The organism is Streptomyces sp. ISL-43 (genome assembly GCF_018614195.1).
Lineage (GTDB): Bacteria > Actinomycetota > Actinomycetes > Streptomycetales > Streptomycetaceae > Streptomyces.
The window spans coordinates 1-20870 of sequence record NZ_JAGGOT010000005.1; the positions used below are offsets into that span (position 1 = coordinate 1).

Sequence of the window (20870 nt, forward strand, 5' to 3'; positions counted from 1 at the left end):
ACGGAATGTGTGCCAGAACCCGGAAGTCGCCGGAAGCCGCGGCGAAATACGCGGCCGTCATCCACGCCCTGCATGCCGCGAGGCTCAAGGAGTGACCCTCGCGCCCGACGGCAGCTGGGCTACGGATTCATCGCTGCCAGCCGGGTGCGGGGTCCGTGGGGAGGAGCGGGCGGAGGGCTCCCAGCAGGGCGCCGATGCAGGTGTCGCGCAATGCGGTGCGTGTGCAGGTCTCCTTGGTGAGCCAGTCCACGCAGAGGACCTGGACGAACACCAGCCAGCTCTTCAGGACGGCCGACACAGCTGCCCGGACGTCTTCGTCGGCGAGCGGGAGGATGTCGAGGAGCCGGATCCGCAGGACGTCCAGCTCGTCGGTCATGACGGTCTGGATCACCGGGTCGCCGGCGAGCACGCGGTTCGCCGCGAGGACGGCGTTGCGGTTGGCGACGAAGTAGTCGATGTGCACGTCGAGACCGGCGGCGAGTTGTTCCAGCAGGTCGCCGGCCGGGTCGAACTGGACCTGTTCCAGCAGCCGGTCGGCCGCCTGCTGGTAGACGGAGGCGAAGAGGTCGTGCTTGCTGGGGAAGTGGCGGTACAGCAGGGCGCGGGAGACGCCGGCGCGCTCGGCGATGTCTTCCATCAGCACGTTGTCGTACGGGTGCGCGGCGAAGAACTGCGCGCCGACGGCGAGGAGCTTGGCGCGGCGCTCGGTGGGAGTGAGTCGTTGGCGGGGAGGCACGACTGAAGGCTACTTGACACGCGTCTACTAGCGGCGTCTAGTAGACGTGTGTCTACTAGTAGAGGCGGGGGTCGGATCATGGCCAGAGTTCTCAGGTACCTCGTACTGGCGATGGGGTTCGCGTGTGTGGCGATCGGGCTTCTCCATGTGGCGCTCGGGAACGACTCGGTGCCGGGCGCGAGCTCGGCCGGTGCGACGGTCGACAGTCTGCAGCGGTTCTTCGGTGCGATCTTCGCGGGGTACGGGCTCGCCTGGCTGTGGGCGGCCCGGCGGTCGCCGATCCCGGCGACCGCAGTGCGCTTGCTGGCCGCGGTGTTCCTGCTTGGCGCGGTCGGGCGGCTGCTGTCGATCGCCGCGCACGGGTGGCCGCACCGCTTCCAGGTGATCCTGACGGTCATCGAGCTCGTGATGCCGCCGCTGTACTTCTGGCTGGCGGATGCCGACGAGAAGGCGGCCCGGGCCCGGATCACGGCAGCCACCTGAGTCACACCGGGGTACTCCCCTGGACCGACCACCGGTCTGAGGAGCACCGCCGGGACATGGCACGAGGGGCCCACCGCGAGCGATCTCCGTCGCGGTGGGCCCCTCGGTACGGATCAGCGGCTGCCGACTCCGTCAGTTGTTCTCCATCAGGAGCAGCGTGAGCTCCTCCCGGTGCTTGGCCGACATGTTCGCCGAGATCGCCTCGTACACGGCGCTCGGATCCTGCCACAGGACCGAGTCCGTATCCGCTCCCCTGGCCTGGGGCGGGATGACGCCCTCCGGCTCGCGCGGCCGAACCGGCTCTGCCGCTACGGGCGCAGGCCGTTGCGGAGCCGTCGCCGGCAGGCTCTCGGGCACCCGACTTTTGTCCGCGGACAAAAGTCGGTCGGGCCTCGGGGTCTGCTCCGGGGCCTCGGCCGACGGCTCCCGACTTTTGTCCGCGGACAAAAGTTGGTCGGGCCTCGGGGTCTGCTCCGGGGCCTCGGCCGACGCCTCCGGACTTTTGTCCGCGGACAAAAGTCGGGCCGGCTCCGGATCCCGTTCCGCGAGGTCCGCGACTCCCCCGGCCGGGCTCGTCTCGGTTCGCACAGACTCCGGAACCGGCACTGCGACGGCCTCCTGCGCCTCACGCAGAATCCCCCGCTGCACCGCCTTGACCTGGGCTTCCTGCTCCTTGCTCTCCTTCAAGAAGGCGAGCAGCTCGGCCGCCCCGGCGCCCGGCCGGTCCTTCGCCGTACGGGCGAGGAGGCGGCCGTCCCGCTCCGGCAGGTCCCCCGAGCTGAGCATGTTCTGCAGCTCGTCGGGGAGTTCGAGCAGCACCAGCTGGTTGGTCACCCACGACGGCGAGCGGCCCAGCCGCTCCGCGGCGCGGGACTTGGCGCCGTGCTCCCGGCCCTCGTCCGCGCAGGTGTCGACGAGCTGCTGCACACCTCGGGCGCGCTCGATCACGTCGAAGTCCTCGCGTTCGAGGTTCTCGGCGAGGAGGTGGTCGATGAAGTCGGTGCGGGAGGCGGCCAGGTCGTCGCGTACGACGAAGTCCAGTGCCTCCAGCCCCACGTGCAGTGCGCTGCGGAAGCGGCGCTCGCCGTTGATGAGGACGTACGCGGCCGCCCCGATCCCCGACGCGTGGTCCGGCCACAGCCCCAGGTACGCGTCACGGCCGACCACGACGCACGCGGAGAGCTGGGCCTCGCGGAGCTCCTCGCCGAAGCGGGTCTTCTCCTCGTCCGTGCCGAAGTTCCGGCGGGGGTTGAGGGGGGTCGCGGAGACCTGGTCGAGGGGGACGCGGATGAGCTCGTAGGCCGGTACGTCGCCCTGGGCGATGGCCTTGGCCCGCCCGCGCTCGCTCCGGCCGCTGCTGCGGCGGGCGTTGCTGAAGGCCGCGCCGGTGCCGAGGAGGTCGCTCTTGCTCATGCCGCGATCCTCCGGGCGATCTCCCGCATGGCTTCGGCTTGCTCGCACTCGGGTGCGTAGTGCAGCAGGGGCAGCTTGACGCGCACGGCTTCGCGCTGCTCCTTCAGGTCGCCGATGACCGTGATGACCGGCGGGTCACCGAACTCCTTCCAGCTGTTGAGGGAGGAGGTGACGACGAAGCCCTTGCGGCTGTCGTAGAGGTTGACGACGAAGCCGAGCTGGGCGATCTCGATGTCGAGGTCGTCGATCAGGTCCTCGAGCTGCTCGCTGAGCATGTCGTACGCGTCGGCGGAGGTGTCCTCGGCCTGGACCGGGACGATGATGCCGGAGGTCTTCTCCGCTTCGCCTTCACGGGTCCGCGCGTAGTAGAGCGCGGTGTCCATGGTGTAGCCGAGGCTCGGCGGGCAGTCGACGACGATGTAGTCGAACTCTTCCTCCAGGTCCTCCAGGGCCTTCTCCAGAGCGGTTTCCTTCGTCCGGACGTGGCGCGTCGTGGCCAGCCGGGCATCGAGGAGGAAAGCGTCCTTGCAGGACGGCAGCAGGAAGAGGCGGCCGGCGAACACACCGTGCTCGATGGGCACGAGCAGCTCGCGGACGCGGCCCTCGATCTCCCCGAGCATGTGCTTGGCGAGGCTCGGTTCCTTGATGCCGAGCATCTCCGCGCCCAGGTGCCGGGTCAGGTGGCCCTGCGGGTCGAAGTCGATGACGCAGACGCGCGCGCCGGTCTCGGCCAGCGCCTGGGAGAGCCCGTTGCTGATGGCGCTCTTGCCCACACCGCCCTTCTGGTTGCACACCACGATCCGGCGGGCGCCCTCGCTGGACGGCCGCCGCCGGCCGGTGGGGGAGGGGTGGGTGTCGAGCCACAGCCGGATCGACTGGGCGACGCCCTGGTTGTACGGGACTTCGCGCACTCGGCAGTCCTCCTTGAACTCCCCGTAGAGGCCGGTGGGGAGGTAGGTGGAGAACGAGGCGGCACCGGAGGTGTCCACCGGAGTCGCCGCGGAGGAGTCGGCACGCCAGGCGTGGACGCCCTCGGTGACGGCGTCCTGGATGTCCACGCCCAACTGGGCTGCGCGGATCTTGAGTTCCTGCCGCAGGGACGCCGGCAGCTTGACGACTACCTTTTCCCTGACTTCCGGATCGTATGGAGCGGTCATGGGGGTACCTTACTAACCTCTTGGCCGGAAGGTGAAGCACCACACCGCAACATGTTGCCCGTGTATGGCAGACGTTGTACCGAAAAGAGGCTCGTCGGTCGGCTCATGGGGACGGATGGCTCGGCGTCTCACGCGGTGGGCGAGGGAACCCGCACGGCGCCGATCACGCGCCCGGATTGAGCCGATCAGGGGACTCCAGGGGGCTGCGCGGGCCGTTCTGGACAACAGGAACGCCCTGAGAGCCCCGCTGACGGGCTTCGAGCTGAGGGAAGGTCACATCACCCAGGCTCGATTGAGATCGGGTCTCTGAGGTGCCGTTCTGTGGGTCGGTTTTGGACCGTTGCACCGGAAATCTGAGCTTGTCCAGTCTTGGGGTCTTGGGGTCTTTGGTGAAGTCATCAGTCATCAGCTCTCGGCCTCTCGGCCTCTCGGCCCCGCCCGGAACTCGTCCGCGTTCTCCACAACGATGCGGACCGGATCCGGGTTCTTGTCCATCCTCCTCCGCGGACCGTGAATCCCAGGGGCCAGCCCCTGGACCCCGCCAGCGCCTGGCCGCGCTGGACCGGCCATGGCATGGGGGGCTACTCGCCCCCCAGACCCCCTCGCCAGGCGCTGGGGCGCCCTGGACCCGCTCCCCCTCACGCCCTGCACCACCTCCCTGACGGTCGGCGGTGCACCCCTCGGGCGCGGGGCGCCCTCACTGGGCATGAGGGCCGCAGCAAAAAGACGACCTATCCCGGATCGGGCTGAGGAGGGGGAGTTCAGCACCGTCGCAAGGGAACGGCCCGGTGGAAGTGACGGTGTGTCGGCTGGGGTCGAGGAGGGGTGGTTCGCGGGGCAGATGTCGGTTGTCGGTGTGTCAGGCGGAGCACATCGGGGGCACATCGGGGGCTCAGCTGACTGAAGGCGAGCGTTCGTTGAGGCCGTCGGGCACGTTGCTCTTTAATAAGAGGGCGCGGCCGCCGCATGGCCTCTGACCTGCAGGTTTCTCCGAGGGTATGTGTCCCCCAGGACACATTTGGTGCTTCGAAATGTGTACCTGGCGAGCACATTTCGCGGAAAACTCAAGCACCCGTGTACTTTCTGCGGACGCCCATCGGCCTTCGATCGCCGCAGGTCAGAGAGTCGGACAAAACGGCGCCGAGGCCCTTCACTCGAACGCCGGGACTCCCGAATGTGTCGCTATCACGACACACATAAATCAAGGAGCCGTGGACTTTCGGCGCTTGAGGGCAAAATAACTTCACGTGTCGTGTAGTTTCGGCGCCTGGGTCGAACAGGCCCCGCCCGGAAGCAACTGAGGGGCGACTTTCGACTCGCCGACGCGCCAAAAGACAAGCACCAGTTGATTTTTTGGATACTCTCGGACCGCCTGAGTAACAAGGAGGTCCTGTGACATCTGATCCGCCCGCCCGTCGTCGACAGCGCGGGCCCCGGCCTGTCCCCGTCCCCACGGCCGCTGGGAACGAAGCCGAGTACGGCGACATCCTGGCCGTACTCGGCCAGCAGCTCGGGGAGCAGGTGGCCCATGCCACCGACCCGAGCGGCCGACGTCGGCTCAAGGGAGTCCACTTCGAGTACGCGGCGGACCCGAAGGCCGTCCACGACATGGCCGGGGGCGCCGGATACAGCCTGGCCAGCAACTGGTTCACGCAGCTGCTGGCGCAACTGGCCGTCGCGAACAGCATCACCAAGTCCCAGCTCTGCGTCTTCCTCTTCGTGGCCGGCGGGCAGATGCCGGGCACCGGCATCACCCAGTACACGCAGCAGGAGATCACGGACGGACTGAACAAGATCGCCGCCCAGAAGGACGGCAAGATGATCACGCGCTCCACGGTGAACCGCGCGGTGCAGGCACTGTGCGGCTACAACTGGGTGGAGAAGGCCGGCAACGGCCGGATCCAGATCAACGTGCGCCTGTGGTTCCACGGCAACAGCACGGCCCAGCACGAGGTGCTCGCCGAGATCGCCGAGAAGCACGAGCACGACCCCGAAGCGTTCCCGTACGCGATGGGGCCGGAAGGGGCCCATCAGGAGGAGCTGGACCTCGACTTCGGGGCAGAGGACAGCTTTCGTGGAAGGAAACGAACCGGGTGATAGCGCTGCCAGGCCAGTACGGCCAGCACACAGGCGACCGTTCACGAGGAAGGCTGTCCCATGGCTAACGTCATGTCTCCGATCGTCGCGGAGCGCATCTGGGCCCTGCCGCTGTCAGGGTCCGCCGTCAAGTTCCTCCAGTACCTCGTCTCCCGCAGCGACTTCGGCGGAACGCTGCCGGTCCGGCAGAAGGACATGGCGGCCGAGTACGGAGTCACGCCCCAGGCCGTCAGCGGGCTCATGGCGCCGCTGTGCGACCTGAACATCGTGCTGCGGCCGCGCAGCGAGGAGCGCACGGGCAACTCGTACCGGCTCCACCCGCTCGCGGCGAAGTACGAGAGCCCGGAGGCCATGGAGGCGGCGTTCCGCGCCGCCCTCGCCCGCATCCAGGCGGGGGACCTGCCGAACCTGAAGCTGCCGACGTACCACCAGGCCCCGCCGAACCCGACGGGCCGCCCCAAGCTCCAGGTGGCCTGACCCCCTGGGCCCTCGGCCCTCGACCGGCGCCGGAAAAGACTTGAGGCCCTCCACCATGGTGGAGGGCCTCAAGTGCCTGAGTAACAGTTGGTGCCCCCACTATATCCGCCGTGCACCGGGTCCGGACAGCTGGATCGAGCCGTGGACGGCGGCCGTGTCTCGCGCCGGCGGTCGGCGGGCGCGGGGCCGGGCACGATGACGGACGGGCCAGGGGCGAGGTGAAGTCCGTCCGCAGCAAGGAGCGCGACTCCGTCACGGTGACGCCGCACGAGTGGGAGCGCGCCAGGACGGAGAAGGACTTCTTGTGAGCACGGGGCCCCTCAGCCCACGGCGCCCAGGATCGGCGCCCAAGTGGCACCGGTGAGTGCGGCCACCGCCTGCTGCTCGGAGAGCGGGGGAGCGGCACGGGTCGGCTTCGGTGTGTCGGAGCCGCTGCCGCCGCCGGTGCTGTTCCACTGCACCAGCTGAAGCTGCGCGCCGGTCGACTTCAGGGTCACCGTCACCGTCCAGCGGCGGGCGGTGTCCGCCCGGGCCGGGTGCTCGGCCGCGTTCTGCTCCGACATCACCACGGCCCCGCCGGGAATCGCGGCACTGCTCGGCAGCTCGCTCAACGTGCAGGTGTCACCTGCGGCACGCGCGGGCGTCCGCTCGCAGCTCAGCCCGTCGCCGTCCCTGAGCGGCAGCTTGAGCCGCACGGCCGAGGCGCCGACGAAGGCGGCGCCGTGCCCGTCGTCGACGACCAGTCCGCCGTTGGCGACGTACCCGCCGGACGGATCCGCGGGGTTGTTGCTCTGTCCGGTCTCCTGGCTGAACCGGCCCCCGGGGAGCGTCTGCTCCAGGGCCTGGACCATCTGGGTGTCGGTGATCGCGGAACGGGGCATCGCCAGCGCCACCGTTTCGATGTCGGATCCCGCGAAGTGGGTTCCGGCGAGCGCGCCGGGGATCACCAGCCCGGCTGCCGCGATCACGGCGCAGGCGCCGACCCCGGCCAGAACGGCGGCGCAGCGCCGACGCCTGCGGCTGCGCCCGCGCTCGACGGCTCCGCTCAGGAGCGCGGTGAGGTCGGGTTCGAGGGGGGCCGTCGTGCGGTCCAGAGCATGTGCGAGGTCTGCTTCGAACGGCATGGTGGCATCACTTCTCTTTCGCTGATGGGGGCGTTGCGGCGGCATGGACCTGCGTGCACCGGTGCTCACTGCGGAACCAGATCGGACAGGCTGTCGCCGAGCAGCGCACGCAGCCGGCCGAGTGCCCGGGTGCCCTGCGAGCGGACCGCGCTGCTGCTCAGCCTGAGCATCCGGGCGGTCTCCTCGATGCTGCGGCCCTCCCAGTAGCGCAGCAGCAGTACCGCCCGGTCGCGGGGCGGCAGTTGGCCGAGCGCGTCCAGCAGGGTGATCCGCAGTGCGGCGTCGGGGCCGGACTCCGGGCTGTCGGGCATGTTCCCGATGGGGCGCTCGCCGGTGCTTCGCCGACGCCGCAGGCTGAGGAAGGTGCGGACCAGAACCGTCTGGGCGTAGGCCGCCGGGCTGTCGGCACCGGCCACCCGCTTCCAGTGCACGTACACCCGGCTGAGGGTTTCCTGGACCAGGTCCTCGGCAAGATGCGTGTCGCCGGCCGCGAGTGCGTACGCCGAGCGGTACAGCGCCTGTGCCCTCGCGGCCACGAACTCCAGGTACTCGTCCTCCTGTGCTGATTTCACTCGGTCCCCGCCTGTTCGCTTGCTTCGTGATCCCCGTGCATACCCCTCTGACTACGTGAGACGTCAGGATGTCGCGCGGGCGGAAGCTCCTTCTCCTCGACCACTGGCGATCAGGATGTCCGGGTCACCTGTGAGTGCGCCGGTCAGCGACCGAAGCGACCGGAGGTCGCGGTCTATGACGGGTTCATGGCGTACGTGAGCACCCAAGGGGTCCTCATAGATGACTTGTCGGGTCGCTACGGTCGCTGAGCCGGGTAGTGGCCGGGTTGACCCGCGGTTTTGTGGAGAAGGGGGGAGGAGCTACCGAGCGGCCCGAGCCGCCGGCCGCTCGTTCACTCCGGCGGGTCCGGCCGGTGGCGGCGGCGGTACGGGTGGCAGAGGGCGTCGGTTGGGTCGCTCCTGGCGTGCCGTCGGGTCAGGGCGTCCGTCAGTGCTCGGGCAGGCTGATGCCCAGTTCGCGCATGGCCTCCGACGCGGGACCACCTTCGGAGCGCTGGGTCTTGTAGCCCTTGACGCACGGAGCGATCGTCCGGGGGTCGACGGCTTCCGAAGGGGCGCCACACACGTAGAGGCCGTTCGGCTTGCCGTCGCGGTCGTGGGGGAGCAGCCAGAACACGCGGCGCAGGAAGGTCCCGGAGGCGCGGGAGGAGCGGGCATCGGGAGTCAGTACCGCGTAGCCGACCATGCGGCCGCCGCGGTGGTACGGGGGCCTGCCGGTGCGGGTGGGAAGCCGGTCCAGGGTCTGGCGGACGTAGTCGAGGGCGCTGGTGTCTTCGAGCCAGACCAGTCGGCTCTCGTGCGCGATCTGCTCGGGTTGGATCAGGGCGCTCATGCGGTGGCTCCCGCTACAGGGTTGAGTCCGATGCCGGGGTAGAACTTCCGCTGGTTCGAAAGGATCATTCCCTTGGGGCTGGCGATGCCGACGGTCTCGCGGACCCGTGCGGCGAAGGCACGGGAGGACATGGGCGTTGCGCCTTCGAGTTGGCACCAGGCCTTGTAGCCGGTGTACAGCTGTGCCTGTTCGGCGCGCAGCTGGGGGTGGACGGTGCAGGCCTCGCTCAGGAAGCGGCCCGTGTGGTCCTCGGTCTCGGCGTAGGCGCTGGTGGCGATCCGGACCTGCCGTGGGCCGGTCAGGTCGCGGGGGCCGTTGAGGTAGCGGCCCGCGCCGGCGATCAGCCACTGCAGGATGCCCGGCCCCTCCTCGGTGACCAGGAGGTCGGCGAGGTTGTCGACCTTGCGGTGGTCGGCGACGACCTGCTCGAAGGGGATCAGCCTCATCCGGCGCCAGAACGCGTAGCCGCCCGTGCCGACCTCGGGCCGGTGGTTGCCCAGGAGCCACAGCTTGTGGGTGGGCTCGAAGCTGAAGAAGTCCTGCCGCATGCGCCGTGCCTTGAGGCGGTCGCCGCCGGTGAGGAGTTTGACGCGGGCTTCGTCGAAGCGGTCTCCGGGCTTGAGTTCGGAGCAGACGATGATGCGGCGGCCGTGCAGTTCGGCCAGGTCGGTGGGGTGGCCCTCGAAGGGGCGGGCCATCAGGAAGCCGGGCGGGGCGGCGTCCGCGTAGTCGCCCAGGAGCTTGACCATGACGTCGAGCAGGACGCTCTTGCCGTTCTTGCCCTGTCCGTAGAGGAACGGCATGACCTGGGCGCCGACGTCCCCCGTGATGGAGTAGCCCAGCAGCAGTTGGAGGAAGTCGACCATGTCGGCGCCCTCGGGGTCGTCGCCGAAGGTGTCGGTGAGGAAGCACTGCCACCGCGGGGTGGCCATGGGTCTGGCACTGACGCTGGTGGCACGCGAGTGGTAGTGCTTGTCGGGGTCGGGCTGTGCGACGGCCCCGGTGGCCAGGTCGACGATGCCGGCGGGCGTGCACAGGGCGTATGGATCGGCGTCCAGCAGCGCGGCGTTGAGGACCATGCCGGGTGCGGCCTTGGCCTGGGCCAGCATGGCCTTCATGCCGGAGGTGGACAGGCCGCGTCGACGGTGCCGACGCAGCGCGGTGCTGCTGTACCGGCCGTGCGGGTCGCTCTCGGCGAGGGACTCCGCCATCTCGCCGGCGGCCCAGATGACGGCGTCGTCCTCGTCGGGCTCCCACCGGTGCCCCGACCACCGGTACCAGCCGAGGCCGGGTACGTGCCTGAAATCCCTCCCGTAGAGCTGTACGAAGAGCTTGGCGTTGCCCCGGTCGCTCAGGGAGTCGGGCAGCAGGCCGCTCGCCGAGGCTGCCGGTGGCACGGGGACGGGTGCCGCACCGGGATCCGCGACGGGTTCGGCTGCGGGTTCGGCTCCGGCCGCGGTCTGCAGGATGATCTGTCGGGCGATCTCGACGGCGTCGAAGGCCGAGGAGGACGAAGCTGATTGGCTCACCGCAGGGCTCCCGCGTAGAGGGGCCGGCGAGTGCCTGCGCTCATGCCGTTGCGGACGATGCGGAGGCTGTGGTGCTCCCGTCCCGGGCGGGCGTGCTCGGCGGCCGCCATGAGTGCGGCCTCCGCTTCCGCCGGGCTCATCCTGCCGGCGCCGACGAGTCCGCCGACGGTGAAGGCGGCCCGGTTGAGCTTCTCCGTGAATCCGGTGCCCTGCGGCGCTTGCGCGCAGTCGGTGACGGAGGCCAGCACCGCGGCGAGTGCCGTGGCGGCGCCGCCACGGTATCCGCCCGCCGCGGCGACGGCCGCGCGGCCCCGCGCGGGTACCGCGGGGGCCGTTCGGGGCGAAGGCGGGGCGGGGCGGTGGCCGGTGCGCTCCAGTTCGGCGGCGAGCCAGCCGGGCAGTGGGGCGGGCGAGGAGGCGGGGTCGTACGGGGTGTAGGTGCCCGCGGCCGTCCTCGTACCGGGGGCGATGATGTAGCCGCCGTGCGCCCGTACGTCGACCTGCCATGCCAGGGCCCGGCCGGAACCGGAGCCGGTGGAGCAGCGCCAGGGGCGGGCGGAGGGTGCCGGGTCGGCCCGGTACCACAGGTGCGTGCCCCCGGAGGGGGTGCGCACCCGCAGGGTCGTCGCGTCGTGGACGGGATCGTCCTGACCGCGCAGCGCGGCCAGGAGGGCGAGGCTGTGGAAGCCGCTCCGCAGGCCGTCGAGCCGTACGGTGTCGGGGATGTGGATCCCTGGCAGCAGCCGGCCGTGTCCGGGCAGCGGCGCCGGATGGGCGTCGACATCGATGACGACGAGGCCGGCCGGGCCGCAGGCGACGCCGACGCCGAAGTGCGGTTGGCGGCGCCACCACGCCGTGATGAGGTCCGGGTCGCTGGTGGCGGCGTGGAAGCCGTGGCACCAGCGACCTTCGCGGAGGCACGCGCAGTGGTCGGGGCCGTGGGGACGGGACCGGCAGCGTTGGCAGTTGGCCGCGGGGGTCTTGCGTCCGGGAGCGAGCGGGTGGACGGGCCAGCCTTGGCGGGCACACCACAGGGCCGTATCCAGCGAACCCCGGCCGGGCCCGAACTGATCGGTCGCCGGCCGGCGGGTGGAGCGGCGGCTGGGTAATGACCCCAGGTCGGGGTGCATAAGTTGGTTCCTTTCAGCGACCGAAGCGACGCAAGGGCCGGGTACGGCAAGCCCGTCGCGCCGGCCGCTCAGGGCGGGCGCTCGGGGCGGGGCCGCGTTCCGGCTCGCGGCACTCCGGCCGTGCGGGGGGCATCGCTTTCGGCGATCCGCGTGACGAGGCAGCCGCTGCCGGCCCGGGCGCGTCGAGGGAACCTGACGAGTCGCGGCAGACAGCTGCCCGAGGCAACGATGTGCCTTAGAGAGGGGTGATGTCGCCGTTCGCGGTGAAGACGGGCACGCCGTTCTGATGGGCGGTGAGGTGGGTGCGGGATTGGGCGCCGGCGGAGATGACGGGCACGGCTTCGGCATCGATCCAGCAGGGAGAGGAGAACTCCACGTAGCGGTGGAAGTCGATGTCCAGCGCGGTGAGGACGCCGGGCGTGGAACCCTGGTCCAGGGCGGCGGCGGTCTGTCGTACGGCTTCGAGCAGAACCATGCCGGGCGCGTGGTCGACGGGGTGGTCGAAGAGGACCGGATGGTCGGTGTCGAGTCGGAGCTGCCAGCGGCCGGGTGTGTCGGTGGGGGAGAGGACGACGTCCTGGCTCCGGGTGCGTCCCACCGCGGCGCAGGAGGCGGGGGGCGGGGGCTCGGGGGCGGCGGCGAAGACGTCGGCCAGTCTCGCGAGGCCCGCGCGCATGCGCCGGTACACCTGGGGGGAGTGGCAGCCGAAGCGGGTCCTGGCCATGGCGATCGTCGTGCCGTCCCGCAGCACGTCGATGCGCATGCTCATGGCGGCCGGGATGCCCCGCTGGAGGCGGATGTCGCGACATCGGACGCGTAATTCGAGTTCGGCGGGAGTGCGCTCGACGCGCATCGCCCGGGGGTTGAGGGTGAACTGGAACTGGGACCAGCTGAGCTGGTGGCCGAAGGGCATCCCGTAGGCGGCGTGCATCAGCAGGGGGAAGGTCTGACGGATCGTTTCCGCTACGAACATGGGGTCGTACACCCCGTGCTCGACGGTGTAGAAGCCGTGGCTGCGCGGCCACTGTGCCGTCACGCTGAAGGCGTCCTTGCCCGTATTGCGCCATCCCGTCAGGAACACGTCCGCGAGCGCCGCCCGGTGTACGAACTCTCTTGCCACGGTGCTCGTCAAGATCGGTTGCTGCGATGCTGCCGGACGTTCCGCTGAAACAAGCACTCCGTGGCCCCCCTTGGCAACGTACATCGGCCCGGCGCGGGGGAATGACCCCTGGTCGAGACCTCTGACGCTCTGTAACATAAGGGGTGTTCGTTTTGTTTGTCGAGGGCATATTGGGGATCTTTGGTGAAGCAGGAACGCGCGTTGAGGACCCGCGAGACGATCCTCCGCGCAGCCGCAGAAGTCTTCGACGAGTTCGGATACACGGGCACCACCATCAGCAAGATCATGAGTCGGTCGGGGGTGACTCAGGGTGGTATGTACTTCCACTTCAAGTCCAAGGAAGCGCTTGCCCATGCGGTCATGGCGAGTCAGCAGGACTTCGTGGAACTCCCGTCCGGTCCGGACGGCCTGCAGCGCCTTATCGACATCACTTTCCACATTGCCCACGAGCTGACGAACAACGTGCTTTTCCGGGCGAGTGTCCGGCTGGCGGTGGAGCAGGGCGAACTCGGCATCGAGGACGACACCGCCTACCAGGAGTGGGTCGAGCAGTTCCATCTGCAGCTCGTGGCCGCCCGGCACAACGGAGAGCTGCGGGCCGACGTCGACGTCCGGGAGTTCGCCACCGTCCTCGTCGGCGCCTACACCGGCACGCAGATCTTCTCCAACGCCGCCACGCACCGTCGTGACCTGCCCGAACGCATCGTCGCCCTCTGGCGGTACTTCCTGCCGGCGCTCACCAGCGCGAAGAACCGCGCGGGTCTTCGCATCGGGCCGGGCGTCGCGGCCGGGGCCGCGGGCCCCGCCGCTACCCCGTGAGGGGGTTGCGCCGCAGCGGATCGCCTGTCCGCAGTGCAGGCTGAATTCGGCTGGTATGCCACAGGATTTCCAGGTCTTCGCCCCTCTCGTACATGTTCTTCCACAGCAACTCGGCATTCGATCCCGGATCGGCGCCGTCGGCTCCGACCGAAAGTCCGCCGCAGACCGCTCGCCACAGCCGGGCCAGGTTTTGCGCACCCGAGCGGTTCGTGCCATTGCGCGAAGCCGCGCCCCGTACGAGGTACTCCGCGAGCGATCGGACGGTCTCCCTGCTCACCCCGGCGGAGATGTGGCCTTGGTCGAACGCGACGTCGATCAATTCTCCAATAAGGGGAACCCATACCTCCGAAAGCAGGTCCGGGTGCTTTCGGTCGCGGGCCAGGGTGAGCGCGGCCCGCACCGTGCAATCCGTGTCCAGTAGTTCCGCGCACGCGACGGACAGCCGGGCGACCCCCGCGAGAGGGGGCAGGGAGCCGACTCGCTCCCCGGCCGCCATGAGCGCGGCGGCCAGACGCGTCCGCCCTGCCTCTTCCACGGCGTCGGCGAGTTCGCTCTTGGTGTGGAAGTGGAACGTGAGGGCGCCCATGGAGTGGTCCACGGTCAGGCAGACCTGGGCCAGGGACGTGTTGTGATAGCCGTTCTCGGCGAACAGCTCGGCGGCGGCCCGCACGAACTGGAAGCGCGTCCGTACGGCCCGTTCCTGCATGGTCATCTCGACTCCGATCTCACTCCGTTCACAGTGTGTGAAGGGAGGCGGCGGTTCCGCAACGGAGAGTTGGCAAACATGGTGTCCGATATCCGGTACACAGGCACCGAATATCGTGCACACGCCTCCGACATGGCGAAATCGAGCGAGGATCGGGCAAGACCCCTCCAATAAAAAGGGGTGTTCGTTATTCTTTCTCTCGTCTTCGCCAGCTGCCTGCTGGCCGGAGGGGGAGGAGACGCCTCATGACGACGTACGCGTACGCCCCGGCATCCACCACATCGGTCGGGCTGGTCGAGTCGGTCGAGTCGGTCGACGCGTTCGCGGAGGAGCTGTTCGCCGCTCTTCCCCGTGCCGACCAGCGCCGTTGGGCCCGTATCTACCTGCGCGGACTGCTGGTCACACCCGGCAAGAAGTCCCTGCGCCGCATAGCCTCGGCCGTCGCGGCCTCACCGACCGCGTCGCAGTGCATGCACCAGTTCATCAACGTGAGCCCGTGGGAATGGGAACCGGTGCGGGAGCAGCTCGCCCGCTGGATCACCGCCCGCCTGGCGCCGGAGGCGTACGTCCTCGACGTCGCGTACATCCCCAAGCGGGGCGACCACACCTGCGGCGTCCACACCCGCTTCGTCCCGCAGTTGGGCCGGGCCGCGAGCTGCCAGGTCGGGCTCGGCGTCTTCCTCGCATCGGGGCAGGAGGCCCTGCCCACGGACTGGCGACTGCACCTGCCCGAGCGGTGGCTGACCGAGGCGGAGCGGCAGCGCGCGCGGATCCAGGGGGAGGACTGGGACCGGACACTGGAGCAGCAGGCGACGGACCTCGTCACGGCCTGGGACGACCGGGCGGGCGCCTATCCGCTGCCGGTCGTCGCCGACCTCGCGTCGACCCACGCCGACAACCTGCACCTGGTGCGCGCGCTGTCCCGGCGCGGCCGGCACTTCGCGGTGCGGGTGGCGCCCCACGCCCGGGTCGTGACCGCGAGCGGAGCGGAGCGCGAGGTGCGCTTCCTGACGGACCACGCGGACGGCTCGGCGACCTTCACCACCCGCACCGCGCACGCCACCTCCACCGCCCCCGTGTGGGTGCCCGGCGCCGCCCCGGTCCGCTGCCGGTTACTGGCGACGGGGCGCGGCGGCGAGCGGACCCGCCGCTGGTGGTTGACCAGCCTGGTCGACGAGCGCATGGACAATCTGCTGGCCCTGACCGGCTTGGTGGACCGTTCCGGCCGGTCCGTCGCCGAGATGCACGCGGGGCTGGGGCTGGCCGACTTCGAGGGGCGCTCCTTCCCGGGCTGGCACCACCACATGACCATCATCTCCGCCGCCTACGCCTGGCGGCGGCTCCAGGCCGGCCCGCCGGTCGACACGCCCCGGCTGTGACCCGGACCAGCCCGTTTCCTCGCCACCGCCCGCACGCAGCACGCCTCAAGGAGAGCCACATGCCCCGTCCGCCCGCCCTCCCGCCCGAGGAAAAGGTAGCCATCGTCCTGGCCGTGCTGGCCGGGGAGACGACCGCGGCCGACGCCGCCCGGGCCGCCGGAGTGACGGACCAGGCCATATACAACTGGAAGAGACGCTTCGTCACCGCGGGCCGCACCGGCCTGGAGACCGGGCTCGACCAGGCCACCCAGCGCGAGCAGCAGTTGATCGGCCAGGTCGCCGAGCTCAAGCAGGCACTGGGCGACTCCTACCTCCAGCTCCAGACCATCCGCGCCTCGCTGCGCACCCGTTCCTCGCTGGTCGGCACCCCCCGCCAGCCGGCCCTGGCCCGACCCCGAGGCGCCTGACCCGGACCGTGTCCTCTGCCCCGCCCTGTAGGCCCTCGGCCCGGCCGGCCTTCGACCGGGTCGCAGGCGCGTCGCTCCCGCGGACCTGCGGGCAGTAGGGCGTCGAGGGCGGTTGGAACACGTCCGAGATCAGGCCGTCAGGGAGGGTCACCGGCCGGCCTTCCGAGGCCGCCAGTAGCGTCCGGGGCGAGCCATACCGCCTGCCAGAGCGAGCAGTCGTCGATCCTGGTCGCCACGGGCAGTCCGCACACCTCGCAGGCCATGTCGGGGCCGTCGGCCCCGCTGGAGGACGCGCTTGCGGAGGAGCAGGAGTGTCCGGGCGGTGGGCGTTGCCCGCGGGGGTCGGGCCCTACCCACCGCCCGGGGCTCCCGCCGCGCCTAGGAAAGGACCCCGGGCGTCAGCGGGAGCGGTTTGGGGGCGGGTTCCGCGCGGTCCAGCCGGTGCAGGAGGGGGCCGGTCATCGCGGTCGTCGCCAGGGCCATGCAGACCAGGACCAGGGCCAGCGGTGCGGTGAAGACACCGGTCGCCAGGGCCGCCTGGAGGACGATCAGTTCGGTGAGGCCGCGGGTGTTCATCAGTACGGCCACCTGCCGGGACTCGTGGGGCGTGATGCCGCCGGCCCGGGCTCCCAGGTAGCCGCCCGCGGTCTTGCCCGCGACCCCGAGGAACAGGGCCAGGGCGAAGAGCTGCCAGGAGGCCGAGGTGAGGCCCTCGCCGAAGACGGTGACGCCCGTGACGACGAAGAACACGGGAACCACTGCCTTCCCGACCCGGGTGACGGAGGCCACGGCGCCCGCCCAGGGGGAGCGTTCGTCCGTCGGTATCGCCAAGCCGACGACGGCGGCGCCCACGATCGCCGTCATCCCGAGGTGTTCCACACCGAGTGCGACGGCGATGGCCGTGACGCCCAGGGCAGCCGCCGCCGGGCGCGGAGCGCGCGCGCACCAGTCGCGGGCAGGAGCCGAGGACAGGACGCGTCGGATCGCCAGTGCGCACACGGCGGCGAAGGCGAGCGCGGTCAGGGACCGTACGAACCCGTCCATGCTGCCCGTGGAGAGGCACAGGGCCAGGGTCAGCAGCAGCCAGCCCAGCGTGTCGATGACGACGGCGGAGGTCATGGTGAGGGCCCCGGCCGGAGAGTCGTGCATGTTCCGCGCGCTGATGATCCGTGCCATCACCGGCACGGCGCTGATGCTCAGGGAGACCGCGGTCATGAGGACGAACGCGGCCGTGGGAGCCTGCCCGCGCACCTCGGCGCCTTCCTGCGTGATCACCCAGACGGCCAGCAGCGTGCCGCACAGCAGGGGCAGGAGCAGGGAGCCGGCCGTCACCCAGGCGACCGCCCGGCGCCCGGGGTTGACGGCTCCGCCGCGCAGGTGGTGGGCGAGGCCGACGAGGAAGAGGATCAGGCCGGCCTGGCCGACGGTCTTCAGGTCGGCGAGCACGGCGTGCGGCAGGGCCGCGTCGAAACCCGGGCGGCCCAGCAGGGCGAGGACGGCCGGGCCCGCGAGGAGGCCCGCGGTCATCTCCCCGATGACCTCGGGCTGGCGTAACCACCGGGCTGCGGCCCTCCCGGCCCGGGCGGCGACGAGCACGGCGGCGAGGACGCCCAGCAGGTGGACCGTGTGCGGCATGTCGGGAACCTTTCTCGGGGAAGGGTGGGGCGCGGGTCGGGGTCAGGCGGCCAGGGCCTGGCGCCAGCGCACGGTCGCGCCGATCTTGAGGACGGAGGCCTGGTAGATCCGCGAGGCGAGCCACATGCAGGCGGCCGCGGCCAGGAGCATCACCGTGGCGGCGAGGAGCTGTTCGAGGGGCGAGACGGCGCCGACGCTCGCCTTCAGGGGCATCAGGACCCCGGAGAAGGGGGGCAGGTACTGGACGACTTCGACCCACGGCGCACTCAGGTCGTTGGCGGCGACGGCGGCGACGCCCACGGGGAGCAGGGCCAGGATCATGACCGGCATCAGGACGGACTGGAGGTCCTCCGGTCGGGAGACCAGGGATCCGGCGGCGGCGAACAGGCCGGCGAAGAGCGCGAAGGAGAGCAGGAACCACACCAGCAGGGAGAGCACGGCGCCGGCCCCCGGCACCACCCCGCTGCCGCCGCCCGCGGCGGCCCTCGCGCCGACCAGCGCGCCGACCAGGACGAGGATCTGGAGCACGGCCGCCGTACCGATGCCGGCGACCTTGCCGGCCATCAGACGCAGGGGGGTCAGGGTGGCGAGGAGGACCTCGACGATGCGGGTGGACTTCTCCTCCACCACGCCTTGGGCGATGAGCGAGCCCTGGCCGACGATCTGCATGAACAGGATGATCACCAGGCTGACGGCGGCGCCGAGTTGTTTCCCGTCCACGCCGTCCCCGATGGTCTCGACCCGCGGCGCGGCCGTGGAGAGCTGCCGGGTGAGGCGGTCCCGGTCGACGCCCTGGTCCTGGTAGGCCTGGTTCAGCGCCCAGGTCCGGCCGAGGGCCGCGGCCGCGTCACGGGCCTGCTGGTCGCCGTCGCCGCGGACCAGGAGCGTGACGCGCCCGTCCTCGATGACGACGGCCGCGTCGGTGTCCTCGTCGGCCGTGGCGGTGCGGGCCTGCGCGATGCCGGAGCAGGCGCGCATGCGGACCCCCTCGGGCGGCGTGCCGAACTCGGCGGTGTCCGCGCCGCACACGGCGACCTGGAGGGTCTTGGGAGATCCCATGGAGGAGAGGCCCATGATGATGGCGACCACGGCCACCGTCATGATCAGCATCCCGGCGAAGTAGCCCTTGGAGGAGAGGCGGGCGGTGACCTCGCGCTGGTAGACGAGGCCGATGTCGCGCAGCGCGGAGGAGCGGGGGCGGGGGGCGGGCGTGGTCGTCATCGGACGGCACCTTCGGCAGGCTCGGCGGGCTCGATCAGATCGCGGAACATCTCGGTGAGGGTGGGGCGCTGCCAGGCCATGCGGCGTACGCGGCCCTGGTCGACGGCGGCCCTCAGCAGGTCGTTCTCGTCGTGTCCGGCGGCGAGTTCGACGAGGATCCCGTCCTCGTGCGCTTCGTACGCGGCCACGGCGGCGCAGCGGTCCGGCCAGTCGGCGCGGGCTCCGTCGACCTGGAGGAAGAGGCGGGCGGGGCCGGCCGAGTGCAGGACGTCGAGGCTGCCGCAGGCGGCGAGCCTGCCCTCCCGGACGACGCCGACGCGGTCGCACAACCGCTCGACCAGGTCGAGCTGGTGGCTGGAGAAGAGGACGGGCGCGCCGTCGGCGGCCTTTTCCTTGATGACCTGGGCCATGTCCTGGACGGCGAGGGGGTCGAGCCCGGAGAAGGGCTCGTCGAGGATGAGGACGTCGGGGTCGTGCACGAGGGCCGCGGCCAGTTGGACGCGCTGGCGGTTGCCGAGGCTGAGCGCGTCGATCGCCGAGTCGCGGCGCTCGGAGAGGTGCAGGCGCTCGGTCCAGCGCAGCATCGCCGCGCGGGCGTCCTTCGTGCTCAGGCCGTGCAGTCGGCCCAGGTAGACCAGGTGCTTGGCGACGGTCATCTTCGGGTAGAGGCCGCGTTCTTCCGGCATGTAGCCGAAGCGGGCGCTGGTGTGGACGTCCACGGGCGCGCCTCCGTAGCGGACGTCTCCCTCGTCGGCCCGCAGGACGCCGACGGCGATGCGCATGGTGGTGGTCTTGCCGGCTCCGTTGCTGCCGACGAAGCCGAAGATCTCGCCGGGCGGCACGGTGAAGGAGAGCGAGTCGAGGGCCAAGCGCTCGCCGTAGCGCTTGGAGAGCGCGTTGATCTCCAGGGTTTTCACGTCCGGATCTCTCTTCCTGGCTGGGGTGTTGCCCAGGAAGCTACTACTTGAAAATCAGGAAAGTACATGCCAACATGGCAAACATGGATGCAGAACATGCCCGCAACGCCCTCGAAGAGGCCCGCCAGTCCTACGACGCCTCCGTGCAGCTGAGGTTGCCCGGCTGGGCCCCGCCCGTCTGCGCCGTCCTCGTGGGCGGCGCCATCGCTCTCGCCGGCTCCAGCCCCGAGCCCGGCTGGTTAAAGCTCCTCAGCGTCGCGGGGGGAGTCCTCTGCGCGCTGGCGGCGGCCGGACTGGTCCTGCGGATCCGGGCCCGTCAAGGCGTCGTCGGCCTGCGTGGACCGGCCCGCGAGCGGTGGCGGACCGTGGGTCTCAGCTGCGTGACCATCGTCGTCTGCGCGCTGGCCTCTTCCCCGAACACCCGCTGGATCTACGCCGGGCTGGGCGTCGTCGTCGGCGCCTACACCTGGGTGGCACTACAGAGAAAGGTCCGCGCATGACGGACGAGGACGAATTGGACGACGCCTTCCGCACGGCCAACCGCCTGCGGATGTCGGCCTTCCTGTCCGGCTGTGACGAGGCGGAGTTCCGCGCGGTACAGGAGTACTGCGCCCTCTCCCCGTCGAACCTGTCGAAGAACGTCGCAGCCCTGGAGGAACTCGGCTACCTCGCGGTGCGCAAGGGCCACGTGGGCAAGACCCCCCGCACCTGGCTCTCCCTCACCGACCGCGGCCGCAGCGCCCTGGCGGGGCACCTGACCGCCCTGCGCAACATCGCGGAGACAGCCGCGCGCCACGCCTGAGGCAGAGCCGCGCGACCGGGGCGCCCGGCCCACCGCGAGCGGTGGGTGACGGCGCCCCGTGCGCATCGGACACCGTTCAGCAGGCGATGTCGTACGTCTTCGCCGAGGCGACGAACGACGCGACCGTCAAGGAGACGATCTCGATCGTGGCCGGCGCGCCGTCCAGCGCGTCGGCGGCGAACTCCTCCGCGTCGGTGTACGCGGCGTAACCGGCGATCAGCTTCTCGTTCATGAGGTTCCTTCCTTGGGCGGGGAAGAGCCGCGACCTCCGAGGTGGCTGCCGGCTCTTCCGTACGGTCGTCTCAGGCGAGCGG

General features: G+C 70.5%; 22 protein-coding genes and 1 pseudogene. 8 read left to right on the forward strand and 15 right to left on the reverse strand.

Annotation, left to right across the window (positions count from 1 at the left end):
• Positions 1–127: 127 nt before the first annotated feature.
• Positions 128–736 (reverse strand): TetR/AcrR family transcriptional regulator, encoded by a 609-nt coding sequence (locus J7F03_RS03360; protein WP_214947122.1) that lies wholly within the window; start codon positions 734–736, stop codon positions 128–130.
• Between the two features lie 78 nt (positions 737–814).
• On the opposite strand from J7F03_RS03360, the gene J7F03_RS03365 reads away from it, so the two are divergent.
• The gene (locus J7F03_RS03365; RefSeq protein ID WP_214947123.1) at positions 815–1219 is read left to right on the forward strand and encodes a DUF4345 domain-containing protein; all 405 of its coding nucleotides are present in this window, start codon (positions 815–817) and stop codon (positions 1217–1219) included.
• 132 nt (positions 1220–1351) lie between these two features.
• Here the strand turns inward: J7F03_RS03365 and J7F03_RS03370 are convergent, their stop codons facing one another.
• Positions 1352–2632, reverse strand: coding sequence for a ParB/RepB/Spo0J family partition protein (locus tag J7F03_RS03370; RefSeq protein WP_214947124.1), 1281 nt, complete (start codon positions 2630–2632; stop codon positions 1352–1354).
• Complete coding sequence (locus J7F03_RS03375) at positions 2629–3789, reverse strand: ParA family protein (protein ID WP_214947125.1); 1161 nt, start codon at positions 3787–3789, stop codon at positions 2629–2631. The genes J7F03_RS03370 and J7F03_RS03375 overlap by 4 nt, the downstream gene beginning before the upstream one ends.
• 1392 nt (positions 3790–5181) lie before the next feature.
• On the opposite strand from J7F03_RS03375, the gene J7F03_RS03380 reads away from it, so the two are divergent.
• Complete coding sequence (locus J7F03_RS03380; protein WP_214947126.1) at positions 5182–5886, forward strand: hypothetical protein; 705 nt, start codon at positions 5182–5184, stop codon at positions 5884–5886.
• 60 nt (positions 5887–5946) lie between these two features.
• Complete coding sequence (locus J7F03_RS03385; protein WP_214947127.1) at positions 5947–6363, forward strand: hypothetical protein; 417 nt, start codon at positions 5947–5949, stop codon at positions 6361–6363.
• A gap of 320 nt (positions 6364–6683) precedes the next feature.
• Here the strand turns inward: J7F03_RS03385 and J7F03_RS03390 are convergent, their stop codons facing one another.
• The 6 genes from J7F03_RS03390 to J7F03_RS03415 form a co-directional block, all read right to left on the reverse strand.
• Positions 6684–7487, reverse strand: a complete 804-nt coding sequence (locus J7F03_RS03390) for a hypothetical protein (protein ID WP_214947128.1) — start codon at positions 7485–7487, stop codon at positions 6684–6686.
• 65 nt (positions 7488–7552) lie between these two features.
• The gene (locus J7F03_RS03395) at positions 7553–8059 is read right to left on the reverse strand and encodes a SigE family RNA polymerase sigma factor (protein ID WP_214947129.1); all 507 of its coding nucleotides are present in this window, start codon (positions 8057–8059) and stop codon (positions 7553–7555) included.
• Positions 8060–8486: 427 nt separating this feature from the next.
• Positions 8487–8891, reverse strand: a complete 405-nt coding sequence (locus J7F03_RS03400; RefSeq protein WP_214947130.1) for a DUF6009 family protein — start codon at positions 8889–8891, stop codon at positions 8487–8489.
• Positions 8888–10420, reverse strand: coding sequence for a phage/plasmid primase, P4 family (locus J7F03_RS03405; protein WP_214947131.1), 1533 nt, complete (start codon positions 10418–10420; stop codon positions 8888–8890). The genes J7F03_RS03400 and J7F03_RS03405 overlap by 4 nt, the downstream gene beginning before the upstream one ends.
• Positions 10417–11550: a bifunctional DNA primase/polymerase gene (locus J7F03_RS03410; protein ID WP_214947132.1), complete on the reverse strand. Its 1134-nt coding sequence runs from the start codon at positions 11548–11550 to the stop codon at positions 10417–10419. The genes J7F03_RS03405 and J7F03_RS03410 overlap by 4 nt, the downstream gene beginning before the upstream one ends.
• Before the next feature lie 235 nt (positions 11551–11785).
• A complete protein-coding gene (locus J7F03_RS03415) occupies positions 11786–12682 on the reverse strand; it encodes a ScbA/BarX family gamma-butyrolactone biosynthesis protein (protein WP_251071367.1) in 897 nt (298 codons plus the stop codon).
• 168 nt (positions 12683–12850) lie between these two features.
• On the opposite strand from J7F03_RS03415, the gene J7F03_RS03420 reads away from it, so the two are divergent.
• The gene (locus J7F03_RS03420) at positions 12851–13489 is read left to right on the forward strand and encodes a ScbR family autoregulator-binding transcription factor (RefSeq protein ID WP_214947134.1); all 639 of its coding nucleotides are present in this window, start codon (positions 12851–12853) and stop codon (positions 13487–13489) included.
• On the opposite strand, the gene J7F03_RS03425 is transcribed toward J7F03_RS03420, so the two are convergent.
• Complete coding sequence (locus tag J7F03_RS03425; protein WP_214947135.1) at positions 13479–14201, reverse strand: TetR/AcrR family transcriptional regulator; 723 nt, start codon at positions 14199–14201, stop codon at positions 13479–13481. The genes J7F03_RS03420 and J7F03_RS03425 overlap by 11 nt on opposite strands.
• 239 nt (positions 14202–14440) lie before the next feature.
• On the opposite strand from J7F03_RS03425, the gene J7F03_RS03430 reads away from it, so the two are divergent.
• Positions 14441–15574 carry a transposase gene (locus J7F03_RS03430; protein ID WP_251071368.1) on the forward strand — a complete coding sequence of 378 codons (1134 nt, stop codon included), beginning with the start codon at positions 14441–14443 and terminating at the stop codon, positions 15572–15574.
• Between the two features lie 59 nt (positions 15575–15633).
• A complete protein-coding gene (locus tag J7F03_RS03435; protein ID WP_214947136.1) occupies positions 15634–15981 on the forward strand; it encodes a helix-turn-helix domain-containing protein in 348 nt (115 codons plus the stop codon).
• Positions 15982–16022: 41 nt separating this feature from the next.
• Here J7F03_RS03435 and J7F03_RS40740 read toward each other — a convergent pair.
• The 4 genes and pseudogenes from J7F03_RS40740 to J7F03_RS03450 form a co-directional block, all read right to left on the reverse strand.
• Positions 16023–16262: pseudogene (locus J7F03_RS40740) on the reverse strand (hypothetical protein); the annotation flags it as partial.
• A gap of 97 nt (positions 16263–16359) precedes the next feature.
• Positions 16360–17616 (reverse strand): cation:proton antiporter, encoded by a 1257-nt coding sequence (locus J7F03_RS03440; RefSeq protein ID WP_214947137.1) that lies wholly within the window; start codon positions 17614–17616, stop codon positions 16360–16362.
• Between the two features lie 42 nt (positions 17617–17658).
• Positions 17659–18837, reverse strand: coding sequence for an ABC transporter permease (locus J7F03_RS03445; protein ID WP_214947138.1), 1179 nt, complete (start codon positions 18835–18837; stop codon positions 17659–17661).
• On the reverse strand, positions 18834–19754 hold the full coding sequence (locus tag J7F03_RS03450; protein ID WP_214947139.1) for an ABC transporter ATP-binding protein: 921 nt from the start codon (positions 19752–19754) through the stop codon (positions 18834–18836). The genes J7F03_RS03445 and J7F03_RS03450 overlap by 4 nt, the downstream gene beginning before the upstream one ends.
• An 83-nt stretch (positions 19755–19837) precedes the next feature.
• On the opposite strand from J7F03_RS03450, the gene J7F03_RS03455 reads away from it, so the two are divergent.
• Both J7F03_RS03455 and J7F03_RS03460 read left to right on the forward strand, forming a co-directional pair.
• Positions 19838–20254, forward strand: a complete 417-nt coding sequence (locus J7F03_RS03455; protein ID WP_214947140.1) for a hypothetical protein — start codon at positions 19838–19840, stop codon at positions 20252–20254.
• Complete coding sequence (locus tag J7F03_RS03460; protein WP_214947141.1) at positions 20251–20556, forward strand: transcriptional regulator; 306 nt, start codon at positions 20251–20253, stop codon at positions 20554–20556. Before J7F03_RS03455 ends, J7F03_RS03460 begins: the two co-directional genes overlap by 4 nt.
• A gap of 76 nt (positions 20557–20632) precedes the next feature.
• On the opposite strand, the gene J7F03_RS03465 is transcribed toward J7F03_RS03460, so the two are convergent.
• Complete coding sequence (locus J7F03_RS03465) at positions 20633–20788, reverse strand: LxmA leader domain family RiPP (RefSeq protein WP_214947142.1); 156 nt, start codon at positions 20786–20788, stop codon at positions 20633–20635.
• Positions 20789–20870: the final 82 nt, after the last annotated feature.